We start from the raw sequence: 13,251 nt of genomic DNA, 5'->3' as shown, positions 1-13,251 counted from the left end.
GTTTAGACGCTTGGTGTCAGTTAGCCAAAGCGACAAGAATAATGAGCGTGAAAGGTTTTGTATCCATGCTGCAAGACCACAAAGAAGGCATCTGTAACTTTGCAAAGTATGACCGATTAACCAGCTCTGTAATCGAGGCTGGCAATGTATCAATAGGATTGTTACGCAGAAGAGCTCGCGGGATAAGAGATACCGAATACTTCAAACTGAAGATTAAACAGCTTTCAGTACCTGAGGTAAGTTCATGTTATACCCTTCTGTCAAGCTCATCTAAGCGGAGAAGAGCCCCTTTAGTTATTCATGATACGCTAATGTTCAATTTCCCGAAAATGATTTTTGTCCAAAAACTGTTTCAGCAGGAGCAGTACTTCCCTGGAGCAGTACTTCCCCCAAAAAAAGTTCGCAACTTTAATCTAAAAGTTGCGAACTTTATTGTCAGAGTTTCAATCTTTATTGTTGTCCGCCGACATCTTCACGGTGACCCCAATGCGCTGCCCCACCATCAAGGTTTAATGCTGACTGCTCAATTTCAGGAAAGAAGTTTTCAGAGTTAAGTTAAGCTCTAGCTCACCCACTTCAATCAATCGATAGTCTGCATGTGGCCAGGTCTGAGTAAGATCGAATGGGTTGTAAGGTACTTTCGCTGCGTCTACTTCTAGCATCACTTGAACTTTCAGCGTCCATTTCGGGAAGTCTTGGTTATCGATGCTTTCTAGCAAATAACGTTGGTGACTTTCACGATCTTCGCCGATCAGCTTCGCTGCTTCAGCATCCGACAAGTTCTTAATACCTTGCTGAGATTTGAAGTGGAATTTAACCCAGAAACGCTCATTATCACTGTTGATAAAGCTGAACGTGTGGCTACCAAAACCGTGCATGCGACGCTCTGGAATCACTTCACGATCAAAGTGAGCCAATTTCTCTAAAAACCAAACATCTTGTAGAAGCTGTGGGACACGTTTGAACATTCTGGTTATGAGCAACAGGACAACCCGCAGCTATAGTTAGTTTTTTACTCATGGTCTATTCCTTAAGGTAAAAGATATCGCATCGTTGCCATATCTTCGATTTAAGTGGATTCAACACTTTAAAAACCACTAAAATAATATGGATAAAGAATAGACCTGAGTAGACGGAAAATATAATCGTTTGGATTTATCGTTACTATCTATAAAACCTATCGAACAACGGAGTTAACTAAGCACCTGTATAACAATACTTTATTTAAGAATCGCATGACCTAATTTCAGCGTTGACGCGATATTTCTTGCGGTTTTGGTTAGATTCAATTCGGCTTCTCGCAGCACTTGTTCAAGAGGCTGGGGAGAACGTACAGTTCCGAATAGACTGGCCATTTCACCATACAAAGCCTCAACTTGAGTTCCCAACGATCCTGCAATCCCAATTGTAGGAATGCCTTGTAAACTCGCTCGCTTGGCAATCCCATAAGGTGTTTTTCCCTGTAGAGTTTGATTGTCCATCTGCCCTTCCCCCGTAATCACAAGGTCGGTACCTTTCAATATCTCATCGGCTCGTAATACATCAAGCACCATCTCAATGCCCGGTTTAATCTGCATGTTAAATAGCAAACTCAGCCCCATTGGTGTGCCACCAGCCGCGCCATAACCGGTACGTTCGTGAACCGACCGCTCACCTTCAACACAGCCTTGTGACTCAACGACTCGAGCAAAGTGAGCGAGGGCCTTATCAAGCATTAAAACTTGTTCTGGGGTTGCTCCCTTTTGTGGGCCGAAGATATGACTGGCACCATTATCACCACACAATGGATTATCAACATCGCACGCGACAATCAGTTCGATATCCGTGCAGCGCGAATCTATGTCAGCTAAATCAATAGAAGTTAACTCCGATAACGCGGCCCCCCCTCGGCTGAGCTCTTGCCCTGTACTATTGAGTAACTTACCCCCTAACGCTTGAACAATCCCCGCGCCGCCATCGTTGGTTGCACTGCCGCCCAAGCCTAGAATGATCGTTTGAGCGCCCTGCTGCATCGCTTCTAAAATGAGCTGACCTGTCCCAAAAGAAGAAGCCACCAGCGGATCACGCAGCTCTGGCGTTAGTAAATCTAGACCAGACGCCGACGCTATCTCAATTAATGCCGTTTTTTTCGAGGCCCGTGCTGATGGCTTAAGCATCGCCCATTGCGCATTTACACGTTCACCCAACGGCCCTTCAACCTGCGTTACTCGCTTTTTCCCTGCTAAACCTTGTAGCAAAACATCCACCGTGCCCTCACCGCCATCGGCCAGAGGCAAGGTCACATAATTCGCATCGGGGAAAACTTCACGAAAACCTTTTTCAATACACGCCGCCACCGATACAGCCGATAAAGATTCTTTAAACGAGTCTGGTGCGATAACTATTTTCATAAAAGCTGACTCCAACACTTAACGAAGATCTACCAACAATAATTCCAAAACAACACAGCCACTATATAGAAGAGAGGTCAAGTGTGCGCATTTCCCTCTCTGAATTTGACCACTCCCTCAGATTTCAACACCACTATTTTATATTCAGTAAAGTTACGGTTCGCTCGAATTCCATAATTTGACAAGTTTATTCCCGCAAAATTTTCGAATTTCATTTGATTTAGTCTTAGAAACCTGATCCTAGGCACGCTTTTTGTTCCGCATTATGGAATTGAAGAGACTTTTTATTTCATTTTTTAACTCGTTAACAGTTATTAGAGAAAAACTTAATAAGAAAATAAAGCGCCACTTTGCTCACAGTATTAACCTGGAATCTCAACAATAATTTATTCCGCATTATGGAATTTACATTATCGGAGAACAGAGATGCCTTTAGTATCCACTGAAAAACTACAACAAGAATATGAACGAATCCTACTAGCTCGAGACATGAAACCAGAGATGGCAACCAAGCTTGCCGCAGGTTTTGTTGAGATGGCTAATGAGGGAACTTATTCGCACGGCATCAACCGTTTCCCAGTGTTCATTGACCAAGTAGACAAAGGTCAAATCAAGCTTAACGCAGAGCCTGAATGTGTGAACAGCATGGGTGCACTTGAGCAATGGGATTGTAATTTTGGCCCTGGCGTACTGAACGGTCTTATCTGTGCTGAGCGTGCAATGGAACTGGCTCGTGACTACGGTATCGGCATGGTGGGTATGCGTAACTCGAACCACTGGATGCGTGGCGGCGCATACGTTCTGAAAATGGCTCGTGAAGGCTTTGCAGGTATCGCATCGACAAACTCTATCGCAGTGATGCCAGCTTGGGGTGGCAAAGATCACCGCGTTGGTTCTAACCCTCTGATCATGGCGATCGCAGGCGATCCACCAGTCGTGGTTGACTGCTCAATGACACAATTCTCATACGGTCAACTGCAAAACTTCGTACTTGCAGACAAAGAACTTCCTGTTGTGGGTGGCTTCGACAACGAAGGCAACCTAACCAAAGACCCACACGTACTTTGGGAAAACAAACGTCTACTGCCAATGGGTTTCTGGAAAGGCTCTTCAATGGCAATCGTGCTAGACATGATGCTAACCGCAATCACTGGTGGTAACTCAGTTCCAGCACTAACAGAAGACATGGGCGGCGAATTCGGCGTATCACAATTCCTTATCGCGATTGACCTAAGCAAAACAATAGGTGAAGGCCAATACGCACAAGAAATGAAGCGCATCCGTGACTACGTACTGGCATCAGAGCCAGCAGAAACAGGTTCAGTAATGATTGCAGGTTCTGAAATTCAGAACTTCATCGACAAGCACGCAGCGGCTGGCGGTATTGAAATCAACGATGGAATCTGGGACCAAATTACGTCTCTGTAATTAGCCTGAGGTGGGGAAAGCTTTATGCAAAGTGTATTTAAGAGTATTTGGAAAAGTATCGACGTCATCATGGCCGTTATTCTGACTTGTATGATCGTACTGGTCTTCACAAACGTGGTGCTGCGTTACGGCTTTTCCTCTGGTCTTCGTCCCTCTGTAGAACTATCTCGCCTTGGTCTTGTATGGATTGTGATGCTCGGTGCAGCCGTTGTGCTGCGCCGAGGTGAACACCTCGCTGTTGCGGAATTTTCTGAACGACTTTTCCCTAAAGCAGTGCCCGTACTAAGACGAATTTGTTGGGTGGTAGTACTGGTTTCAGTCGGCATGCTTTACATCGGTTCATACCGTCAAATGATGTCCAACTGGTCAGATATTTCTCAACTTACAGGGCTTCCTTCAGCATTATTTTATTTAGCTGGCGTGGTGTCAGGCGTGTTAATGGGTGTGATTGCGTTTGTTCGAATCTTCAACCCTGACTGGCTACTAGATAGCTTAGAAGAGGAGAAAGAATAATGACGTTAGCCATTTTCTTATCGGTATTGATTGTCTCAATCTTACTTGGTCTTCCTGTTGCGTTTGCACTGCTATTGTCTTCAATGGCATTGATGCTGCACATGGATTTCTTTAGTGCGGACATTCTTGCGCAGTCTTTAATTAATGGTGTCGACAGCTTTACGCTACTCGCAATCCCATTCTTCCTAATTGCTGGTGAAGTAATGGCGTCGGGCGGCTTGTCACAACGTATTGTTCGACTAGCTACTACGTATCTTGGTCACCACCAAGGTGGCTTGGGTTACGTAGCCATCATGACTTCGGTTCTACTTGCCGGACTTTCAGGCTCAGCGGTAGCAGATGCAGCAGCATTGGTAAGTATCCTTTACCCAATGATGAAAGCAGCGAAATACCCAGAAGCACCATCAATGGGTCTGCTAGCTTCAGGCGGCATCATCGCCCCGGTTATCCCACCTTCAATTCCACTTATCTTAGTCGGTGTTGCTGGCGGTATATCGATCAAGAGCCTATTCCTAGGTGGTATCGTGCCGGGTCTGCTAATGGGCATGACATTAATGTTCGTATGGCGATGGACAGTTCGCAAAGAAAACCTAGCGACATCAGAAAAAGCGACAAAAGCAGAAAAGCGTGCAGCACTTAAAGATGGCGTATGGGCATTGATGCTACCAGTCATCATCATTGTCGGTATTCGCTTTGGCATTTTCACGCCAACAGAAGCCGCAGTAGTCGCAGCCACTTACGCTATTTTCATCTCTACGTTTGTTTATAAAGAACTCACTATTAAGAAGTTCTACCACATCGTACTCAACGCTGGTCGCTCGACCGCAATGGTTATGTTCTTAGTGGGTTGTGCAATGGTTGCAGCGTGGCTAATTACAGTTGCTCAGCTACCTCAACAACTCTCAGAAATATTAGGTCCACTGGTCGATAGCCCACGCCTATTAATGGCAGTAATTATGTTGCTCGTACTTTGCGTCGGCATGGTTATGGACTTGAGCCCTACGATTCTAATCCTTGTACCCCTTTTAATGCCTGTCATCAAGATGGCTGGGATTGACCCAACGTACTTCGGCCTACTGTTCGTTATTAACTGTTCAATTGGCTTAATTACGCCTCCTGTAGGCACCGTACTAAACGTAGTGTGTGGTGTAGCTAGAGTACCAATGTCGACCGCAGTGAAAGGTGTATTGCCCTTCATCGCAGCTTACATGGCTCTGCTCACACTGTTTGTCATCTTCCCAAGCATTATCACTGTGCCAATGTCGTTTGTCATTGGTTAATCCTCGACGGAGAAAATAATAATGGAAACCCTACTAAAACTTACTCTACTCGCTTCAACTATCGCAATGAGCTCTAACGTTCTTGCGGCTACGACTCTAAAACTGGCCCACGCTGCACCAGAGTCGGACCTGCAGCAAGACTTATCTTTGTTCTTTAAGAAAGAAGTAGAAGCTCGTTCAAACGGCGAAATCAAAGTAAACATCTACCCACAAGGTCAATTGGGCAGTGATAAACAAATGATTGACGGCTCACGCGCTGGCATCGTTGATTTGGCAATGGTTGGCTTGAACAACTACAACGGTCTAATGCCTGAATCTGCAGCATTCACTCTGCCGTTCATGTTCCCAGACCGTCAAACAGCATACAAAGTACTGGACGGCGAACCGGGTAAAGAAGTGTTAGCGAACTTTGAAAAATTCGGTCTTAAAGGTCTTGGGTTCCCTGAAAATGGCTACCGAAACATGACCAACAACGAAAAACCTATCCGTGTTCCTTCAGATGTTGAAGGCCTACAAATGCGTGTGAATGGTTCAACGGCTCTAAACGACATGTTCAATGAGCTTGGCGCTAACCCTCAGCAACTTCCAGTATCTGAACTTTATACTGCACTTGAAACAGGCGTTGTTGACTCTCAAGACCACCCAATTTCTGTAACGCTGTCTTTTAAGTTTTATGAAGTACAAAAGTACCTAAGCCTTACACAACATGCTTATTCACCATTAGTTCTAACAATGAACCTACGTAAATTCGACAAGCTAACGGATGAAGAGCAAGAAATCATTGAAGAAGTCTCTGCTGAAGCGGTTGCAATGCAACGTGAGCTAAGCATCCAGAAAGAAGACAAGATGATTGCTCAACTAGAAGCTAACGGTATGCAAGTAAACCGTGACGTTGATAGCGCAGCTTTCCAACAGGCTATCCAGCCGGTTTGGAGTGCTTACATCGAGAAAAATGGCGATGTGATGATCAACAAGATCAAGGTTGCTGCTAAGTAACGTAATTGAGTGCGATTGCCTAGCCCTATTTTTTCACGAGGAAATTAAGTAGGTAATCCACTCGTCATTCACTTCAATACAACATGGGTAAGCACAATGTCTCAACAACAAAAAAACTATCAAGAATTAAAAGAACGCGTGTTCGCAGCAAACTTGCAGCTTCCTAAATATGGCTTAGTTACTTTTACTTGGGGCAATGTCTCTGAGATCGACCGCGAACGTGGCGTAATTGCAATCAAACCATCAGGTGTTGAGTACGATGTAATGACGGCAGATGACATCGTGGTTCTCGATTTAGAAGGCAACTGCATTGAAGGTAAACTAAACCCTTCAAGCGACACAGCAACACACGTTGAGCTTTACAAAGCCTTTCCAACCATTGGCGGCATTGTTCACACACACTCTCGCAACGCCACTATTTGGGCACAAGCCGGCCGAGACATTCCGGCGCTAGGCACAACACACGCTGATTATTTCTACGGTGATGTGCCTTGTACTCGCCTACTAACGAAATCTGAGATCGAGTCTGATTACGAGAAAAACACGGGCTTAGTGATTATCGAAGAGTTCAACCAACGCGATATCGACCCACAGGCAATGCCAGGTGTCATCATCGCTGGCCACGCACCATTTACATGGGGCAAAGATGGTTCAGACGCTGTGCACAATGCCGTGGTAATGGAAGAGATTGCAGCCATGGCCACAGCCACTCGTGCCATCAGTCCGGAAGCCGCAATTCAACCAGAGTTACTCGACAAGCATTACAACCGTAAACACGGAAAGAATTCATACTACGGACAGAAGTAAGGTCTCACACATGCATCAGCTGTCTACGCATAAGTTGTATAAACATAATTTGGATAAACAAAAGTTGGATAAGCACACGTTATTGGCATTGGATCTCGACGGCACGGTTCTCAACTCGCAGCACACTATTAGCCAAGAGTTAGTCGAGACAATCAAGCAAGTTGCTCAACACACTCATGTGGTTATCGTTACGGGTCGCCATCATGTCGCGGCAAAACCTTATTACGATCAGCTTGGTTTATCGACTCCAATAATTTGCTGCAATGGTACTTACATCTTTGATTACCAAAACGATACGGTCATTCAAGAAAACGCCATCGACAAAGACATTGCTGCTGAGTTTATCACCCTATCTCAAGCACATGATCTGAAGATGGTGATGTATGTGCGTGATGCAATGCTCTACTCGAGAGCACGCCCTATTGAATACATGGAAGCGCTACTGACGTGGTCTCAAACCTTTCCAGAAAGCCAACGACCAAACATTCAAAAGGTCGACGATTTTCACCATGAAGCGAAAAACTCAGAGTACGTGTGGAAGTTTGTCGTCGAAGGTGAAGTCGACACATTTGCCGAACTTCCTTTCGTTAAAGAGAACTTCAACGGCGAGCGCTCTTGGGTTGATCGTGTCGATTTCGCAGAAGCTGGCAATAGCAAAGGTAATGCATTAACTCGCTACATTGAGCCGCTCGGTATCAGCCTAGAGCAGTGTGTTGCAATTGGTGACAACCACAATGACATTTCAATGCTTAAAGCAGCAGGGCTTGGCATCGCAATGCAGAATGCTGACGACACTGTAAAAAGCTCAGCCAACCTTATCACGCCTAAAAATAATGATGATAAGACAGGGTTAGCGACGCTTTTACAAAGCCTATTTAGTGCCCATTAATTTAGAGCATCGGCTTTATTAAGCTGTTTATACTTAAAGAGAATTTTATATGTTAGTCGGAAATACTCAACCTACGCAGATTATTAAGTCGTACCCTGTCGTTATTCAAAACGTGCTTGAGTACTTAAACAGCCTCGAACAAGAAAAACTCGCATTAGGTCGTCATGAGCTTCCTGGCTTTGATTCAACACAGGCATGGTTTTCTGTATTGGAATATGACAAAGAGCCTTTAGGAAACTTCCAACCTGAAGTCCATAAATACCATTCTGATCTACAGATCATTCTTGAAGGTTCTGAGGTGATGGCATGGGCTATCGACACTGGAGAACACAGCAACGCACAACCTTATAACCAAGAACGTGACCTTCAGTTTTACAAATATCCAGGGATTGAACTCAACTTCATTCATGCAAAACGCAATCAATTTTATTTGTTCACGCCAAATATCGTTCATATCACCAATATTGAAAATGATGACAGCCAACCCGTTAGAAAACTGGTGGTGAAAATTCACAACGATTTACTGGAAGCCAAATAATGAATTACTACATTGGAATTGATTCTGGCGGCACTTTTATGAAAGCCGCGTTGTTTAACGCAAAGGGTGAACAACAAGGCCTTGTCCGCGTATCAGCGAGCGTCATCAATGAAAAACAAGGCTGGGTTGAACGCGACCTAGACGCATTGTGGGGTAATGCTGTCGATGTCATTAAGCAGCTTTTAGAGGTCACAAAAGTAGAACCAACCTCTATTAAAGGCTTGAGCATTTCAGCCCAAGGCAAAGGCGTTTACCTTCTTGATAAAGAGGGACAAAACCTTGGCCACGGCATTATGTCATCAGACTCTCGTTCCCTGCCTATCGTTAAAGAGTGGCTAGAACAGGGCAAAGCACAAAAAACCTACCCAACCACACTGCAAACACTGTGGACAGGTCACCCTGTATCGATTATTCGCTGGATCAAAGAGAACGATGCCGAACGATACAAGAACATCGGCACAGTGATGATGTCTCACGACTACCTTCGTTATCGCTTAACGGGCGAAGTGGCCGCCGAGCTGACCAATATTTCAGAAAGTAACTTTTTCAACTCTCTCACTGGCGAATATGACAAAGCACTTCTGGAAACATTTGGCCTTGAAGAAATTTGGGGGGCACTACCACCCGTAGTAAAGCCTCAGCAACAAGCAGGAAAAATCACTGTAGCCGTTGCTAATGAAACCGGGCTGGCAGTGGGCACACCTATTTTCGGCGGTTTGTTTGATGTGGTATCTACCGCGATATGCTCTGGAATCAACGCTTCTGAAGACACCTTGAATTACGTAATGGGCACATGGGCGGTAACGTCAGGTATCTCAAAGGAAGTAACGCAAGAAAACCACAATTTTGTTTACGGCCATTACGCCGTCGATAACGAATACATCATTCATGAAGCAAGTCCAACTTCTGCGGGTAACTATGAATGGTTTGCTGACTACCTTGGTGAAAATGGCCAGATTAACCACCAGCAAAATCAAGCGTTAGTGGAAACATTAGATCCGGCATCAAGCAGTATCTACTTTGTGCCATTCATCTACGGTTCTAACCAAGGGCTCGGTCTAAAATCAGGCTTCTATGGTCTGCAATCGCACCATACTAAAGGTCACCTAATTCAAGCCATTTGGGAAGGCATTTTATTCTGTCACAACATTCACCTAGAGCGTATGCGTCAGCGTTTTCCAAAAGCCAACATACTGAAAGTGACAGGTGGCCCTGCATCTAGTCCTGTATGGATGCAAATGCTGGCTGACCTTACCGGAATGACCGTTGAAATATCAGACGTGAATGAAACCGGCTCATTAGGTGCCGCAATGATGGCAATGGTCGGCGCAGGTGAGTTCGCTTCATTAGAAGAATGTACTCAAGCCATCACTAATTCTACGTCACGTGTCGAACCGAATCCTGAACACTACGACACTTACCAAAAGAAATATAAGCACTATCAAAGACTGGTGCAGTTGTTTAAACAATTTGAGGATGAAATAGATGTCTAAGCCCTTATTACAAATGGCACTGGATGCCACTGATATCGACACAGCACTCGCCTCAATTGAGCATGTTTCAGATAAGTTAGATGTAATTGAAATCGGCACTATTTTGGCCTTCTCTCATGGCGTAGACAGCGTTAAAGTCCTACGAGAAAAGTACCCAAATCACATCATTGTCTGTGACATGAAGATCACCGACGCTAGCGCTATTTTAACGCGCCTAGCAATGGACGCGGGTGCTAATTGGGTCACCGTCAGCGCCGCAGCGCACATCGAAACTATTCGTTCAGCAAAAAAAGTGACGGATGAATTTGATGGCGAGGTACAAATCGAGCTCTACGGGCACTGGACACTGGAAGATGCACAAGCTTGGGTCGACATGGGGATTAAACAAGCAATTTATCACCGCTCACGTGATGCGGAACTTGCAGGTGTGAGCTGGACCGAAGAAGATTTGATAAAAATGCAGAAATTATCGGATATTGGAATTGAACTATCCATTACTGGTGGTATTGTGCCAGACGATCTGCATTTGTTTAAGAATCTGTCTGCAAAGTCATTTATCGCCGGGCGAGCGTTAGCTGGTACCAATGGTCGTGACATAGCAGAAAACTTCCATACTGAAATAGGTAAACACTGGTAGCACATATATGAGTGAGCAAGTTAAATCGTTGTCTAAAGCACTGACCGTACTGGAGTTCCTTGGGAATTACCCTAATGGCGTTTCGTTACAAAAAGTGTCTGAAGGGACTGGCTTCAACAAGTCTTCTGTCCACCGTATTTTAGCAACGTTTGAAGCCTCTGGTTATGTTGCTCAAATGTGTTCAGGTAAAGAGTATCGTTTAACAATGAAATTGGTTCAGCTTGGACATGCTGCTATCAACTCTGATGTCACCGGCACGGTTAAACCATACCTATCTGAACTGCTCGAAAATGTGAATGAAACGGTTAACTTTCTCTCTTTTGATGCTGACAACATCATTTTTAAAGACAAGTTTGAACCCGCTAATTCAGTCTTTAGAACTCGAACTTACGTAGGGCTACATTCTCCAATGTACTGCTCTGCAGCAGGTAAATGCTACCTCGCATTCAGTTCAGAGAGCGTTCGAGAGACCTATTGGCAACGCAATGTCAGCACAATGAAACCTTTAACTGAAAACACGATTCTCGACAAGTCTCAGTTTTTTGGTGTTCTCGATAAAATTAAGAGTCGTGGTTATGCGCTCGATGATGAAGAGAACGAAGCAGGTATTTCTTGTGTTGCTGTCCCTATTTTTGACAAGAACAAATCTCCTGTATACGCGGTGAGCGTCTCTTCGCTTACACCAAAAATGAAAGCACTTGGCTACGAAGAGATCGCTGGCAGAATTCAAGACATAACAACGCGTATAGAACAACAACTCTTTTAAGGAAAAAGAATGTTTGATTCTAAAAACAAATTCAGATTAGGTATTTACGAAAAAGCGATGCCAACCTCCCTAACATGGGAGGAGCGTTTAATTCACGCCAAAGAAGCTGGCTTCGACTTTGTAGAAATTTCAGTCGATGAGACCGATGAGCGACGTGCTCGTTTAGATTGGTCAGACGAAGAAATTTACGCGCTTCGCCGCCTGTGTGAAAAACACCAAATGCCTTTCCAATCGATGTGTTTAAGCGCGCATCGTAAATTCCCGTTTGGCTCAATGGATGATGCTATTCGCACTGAATCGCTGAACATCATGGAAAAAGCGATTTCATTGGCTTACAAGCTTGGTATTCGTTGTATTCAAATGGCGGGCTACGATGTGTACTACGAGCCGCAATCGGCTGAAACACACGCTCGCTTCATTGAAGGCATGCAACAAGCCACCAAAATGGCAGAACGTGCAGGCATCATGTTAGGTGTAGAGATCATGGATACACCTTACCTAAACTCATTAAGTAAGTTTGAAGTGCTTAAGCGTGAGATCCCTTCACCTTACTTTATGGCTTACCCAGATGTCGGTAATATTTCTGGTTGGAACTACGACGTGTGTACCGAACTAAAGCTAAGCCGTGATCACCTAGTACAAGTACACCTAAAAGACACACTGCGTGTTTCAGAAACCTGCAAAGGCCAGTTCCGAGATCTTGTTATAGGCGAAGGCCAAGTCGACTTCCCTGCTATTTTCAAAACACTTGCTGAAATTGATTACAGCGCGCCATTAGTGATTGAGATGTGGGCACAAAATGACAACTGGTTAGACGATATCAAACAAGCAAAAGCAACGCTGAAATCTATCGCTAACCAATCTGGCTTTGAACTGTAAGGAAGCGACCATGACAATTTCTCGCACTGCTTTTTTTGAAGCCGATTTAACTGAAGAACAAAAGCAAGACTTCTACCAATACATGGAAAACGAAGTCGCTCCGATCATTCGTACACTCCCGAATAGTCAAGGGTTAACGCTGAGTAAGCCTGAAGCAATTGAAGCTGAAAGCCATAAGAACCTGCTACTTATGATGCAGCACAGCTACGAAAGCGAGTCAGCAATGGCGGAAGCTCTCGACTCTGACGCTCGCATTAGAAGCATGCACGCCACTAAAGTGATCATTGAGAAATACAATATTCATGTTCACCACATTAATTTTGTGCGCGGCTAATTCTTAGCACCTTTATTCAAAAGCAGAAGATCATCTTCTGCTTTTTTTTGGTTCATCGCGGATTAGCGGGAACTAAAAACAAAAAAAAACGGTAGTAAGTGATATGGTTTAGTCGCCAAACAAAAATCATACACAAACTACCGTTTCCATGCCGAATCATACTTTCCTATCTTCATTCTGGGAAGGCTTTAAAATAGTAAAGTCTCACCAGACAGCATCACTTATTACCCTGACTCTTAAACCTAACTCTGAGGCAAAATGCCCTTGTGGTCTTGAGGCCGAGGCTATCCATGAGTAAGTA

The 13,251-nt window shown here is 44.5% G+C and carries 14 protein-coding genes and 2 pseudogenes; 14 read left to right on the top strand and 2 right to left on the bottom strand.

The genetic code is table 11. The features are described from left to right. Positions 1 to 274: pseudogene (locus L1D11_RS21790) on the top strand (transposase); the annotation flags it as partial. A gap of 233 nt (positions 275 to 507) precedes the next feature. On the opposite strand, the pseudogene L1D11_RS21785 reads toward L1D11_RS21790, so the two are convergent. Together L1D11_RS21785 and L1D11_RS21780 are read right to left on the bottom strand one after the other, a co-directional pair. After that, positions 508 to 1,020: pseudogene (locus L1D11_RS21785) on the bottom strand (catalase); the annotation flags it as partial. A gap of 200 nt (positions 1,021 to 1,220) precedes the next feature. Then, the gene (locus L1D11_RS21780) at positions 1,221 to 2,390 is read right to left on the bottom strand and encodes a glycerate kinase (protein ID WP_239834140.1); all 1,170 of its coding nucleotides are present in this window, start codon (positions 2,388 to 2,390) and stop codon (positions 1,221 to 1,223) included. A gap of 426 nt (positions 2,391 to 2,816) precedes the next feature. Between L1D11_RS21780 and yiaK the strand changes: the two genes are divergently transcribed. The 13 genes from yiaK to L1D11_RS21715 all read left to right on the top strand — a co-directional run bounded on the left by yiaK (position 2,817) and on the right by L1D11_RS21715 (position 13,248). Next, complete coding sequence (yiaK, locus tag L1D11_RS21775; protein ID WP_239834139.1) at positions 2,817 to 3,818, top strand: 3-dehydro-L-gulonate 2-dehydrogenase; 1,002 nt, start codon at positions 2,817 to 2,819, stop codon at positions 3,816 to 3,818. A gap of 24 nt (positions 3,819 to 3,842) precedes the next feature. Continuing rightward, positions 3,843 to 4,331, top strand: a complete 489-nt coding sequence (locus L1D11_RS21770) for a TRAP transporter small permease (RefSeq protein WP_239834138.1) — start codon at positions 3,843 to 3,845, stop codon at positions 4,329 to 4,331. Further along, a complete protein-coding gene (locus L1D11_RS21765; RefSeq protein WP_239834137.1) occupies positions 4,331 to 5,611 on the top strand; it encodes a TRAP transporter large permease subunit in 1,281 nt (426 codons plus the stop codon). The genes L1D11_RS21770 and L1D11_RS21765 overlap by 1 nt, the downstream gene beginning before the upstream one ends. Positions 5,612 to 5,632: 21 nt before the next feature. Next, positions 5,633 to 6,607, top strand: a complete 975-nt coding sequence (locus L1D11_RS21760; protein WP_239834136.1) for a DctP family TRAP transporter solute-binding subunit — start codon at positions 5,633 to 5,635, stop codon at positions 6,605 to 6,607. 96 nt (positions 6,608 to 6,703) lie between these two features. Further along, entirely contained in the window at positions 6,704 to 7,414 is a 711-nt protein-coding gene (locus L1D11_RS21755) for an L-ribulose-5-phosphate 4-epimerase (protein ID WP_239834135.1), read from the top strand. Between the two features lie 10 nt (positions 7,415 to 7,424). Then, positions 7,425 to 8,303 carry a Cof-type HAD-IIB family hydrolase gene (locus tag L1D11_RS21750; RefSeq protein WP_239834134.1) on the top strand — a complete coding sequence of 293 codons (879 nt, stop codon included), beginning with the start codon at positions 7,425 to 7,427 and terminating at the stop codon, positions 8,301 to 8,303. A gap of 49 nt (positions 8,304 to 8,352) precedes the next feature. Beyond that, entirely contained in the window at positions 8,353 to 8,841 is a 489-nt protein-coding gene (locus L1D11_RS21745) for a YhcH/YjgK/YiaL family protein (RefSeq protein ID WP_239834133.1), read from the top strand. Continuing rightward, positions 8,841 to 10,334, top strand: a complete 1,494-nt coding sequence (locus tag L1D11_RS21740) for an FGGY-family carbohydrate kinase (protein ID WP_239834132.1) — start codon at positions 8,841 to 8,843, stop codon at positions 10,332 to 10,334. Before L1D11_RS21745 ends, L1D11_RS21740 begins: the two co-directional genes overlap by 1 nt. Further along, positions 10,327 to 10,971 (top strand): 3-keto-L-gulonate-6-phosphate decarboxylase UlaD, encoded by a 645-nt coding sequence (locus L1D11_RS21735; protein ID WP_239834131.1) that lies wholly within the window; start codon positions 10,327 to 10,329, stop codon positions 10,969 to 10,971. The genes L1D11_RS21740 and L1D11_RS21735 overlap by 8 nt, the downstream gene beginning before the upstream one ends. A 7-nt stretch (positions 10,972 to 10,978) precedes the next feature. Beyond that, the gene (locus tag L1D11_RS21730; protein ID WP_122053399.1) at positions 10,979 to 11,737 is read left to right on the top strand and encodes an IclR family transcriptional regulator; all 759 of its coding nucleotides are present in this window, start codon (positions 10,979 to 10,981) and stop codon (positions 11,735 to 11,737) included. 9 nt (positions 11,738 to 11,746) lie between these two features. Then, entirely contained in the window at positions 11,747 to 12,616 is an 870-nt protein-coding gene (locus L1D11_RS21725; protein ID WP_239834130.1) for an L-ribulose-5-phosphate 3-epimerase, read from the top strand. A gap of 10 nt (positions 12,617 to 12,626) precedes the next feature. Further along, positions 12,627 to 12,950 (top strand): hypothetical protein, encoded by a 324-nt coding sequence (locus L1D11_RS21720; RefSeq protein WP_239834129.1) that lies wholly within the window; start codon positions 12,627 to 12,629, stop codon positions 12,948 to 12,950. Between the two features lie 148 nt (positions 12,951 to 13,098). Further along, positions 13,099 to 13,248, top strand: a complete 150-nt coding sequence (locus tag L1D11_RS21715; RefSeq protein ID WP_239862793.1) for a hypothetical protein — start codon at positions 13,099 to 13,101, stop codon at positions 13,246 to 13,248. Positions 13,249 to 13,251 lie beyond the last annotated feature (3 nt).

The organism is Vibrio sp. Isolate32 (genome assembly GCF_022397955.1).
Classification (GTDB): domain Bacteria; phylum Pseudomonadota; class Gammaproteobacteria; order Enterobacterales; family Vibrionaceae; genus Vibrio.
Note: the sequence above shows the minus strand (reverse complement) of the source record. Positions and strands in the feature narration are given on the sequence as shown.

Excerpts from the sequence above, each read along its gene's own strand:
- L1D11_RS21720 (WP_239834129.1), top strand. The coding sequence starts at position 12,627 with ATGACAATTTCTCGCACTGCTTTTTTTGAAGCCGATTTAACTGAAGAA.
- L1D11_RS21715 (WP_239862793.1), top strand. The coding sequence starts at position 13,099 with ATGCCGAATCATACTTTCCTATCTTCATTCTGGGAAGGCTTTAAAATA.
- L1D11_RS21765 (WP_239834137.1), top strand. The coding sequence starts at position 4,331 with ATGACGTTAGCCATTTTCTTATCGGTATTGATTGTCTCAATCTTACTT.
- yiaK (WP_239834139.1), top strand. The coding sequence starts at position 2,817 with ATGCCTTTAGTATCCACTGAAAAACTACAACAAGAATATGAACGAATC.
- L1D11_RS21770 (WP_239834138.1), top strand. The coding sequence starts at position 3,843 with ATGCAAAGTGTATTTAAGAGTATTTGGAAAAGTATCGACGTCATCATG.
- L1D11_RS21750 (WP_239834134.1), top strand. The coding sequence starts at position 7,425 with ATGCATCAGCTGTCTACGCATAAGTTGTATAAACATAATTTGGATAAA.
- L1D11_RS21725 (WP_239834130.1), top strand. The coding sequence starts at position 11,747 with ATGTTTGATTCTAAAAACAAATTCAGATTAGGTATTTACGAAAAAGCG.
- L1D11_RS21760 (WP_239834136.1), top strand. The coding sequence starts at position 5,633 with ATGGAAACCCTACTAAAACTTACTCTACTCGCTTCAACTATCGCAATG.
- L1D11_RS21780 (WP_239834140.1), bottom strand. The coding sequence starts at position 2,390 with ATGAAAATAGTTATCGCACCAGACTCGTTTAAAGAATCTTTATCGGCT.
- L1D11_RS21730 (WP_122053399.1), top strand. The coding sequence starts at position 10,979 with ATGAGTGAGCAAGTTAAATCGTTGTCTAAAGCACTGACCGTACTGGAG.
- L1D11_RS21740 (WP_239834132.1), top strand. The coding sequence starts at position 8,841 with ATGAATTACTACATTGGAATTGATTCTGGCGGCACTTTTATGAAAGCC.
- L1D11_RS21745 (WP_239834133.1), top strand. The coding sequence starts at position 8,353 with ATGTTAGTCGGAAATACTCAACCTACGCAGATTATTAAGTCGTACCCT.
- L1D11_RS21735 (WP_239834131.1), top strand. The coding sequence starts at position 10,327 with ATGTCTAAGCCCTTATTACAAATGGCACTGGATGCCACTGATATCGAC.
- L1D11_RS21755 (WP_239834135.1), top strand. The coding sequence starts at position 6,704 with ATGTCTCAACAACAAAAAAACTATCAAGAATTAAAAGAACGCGTGTTC.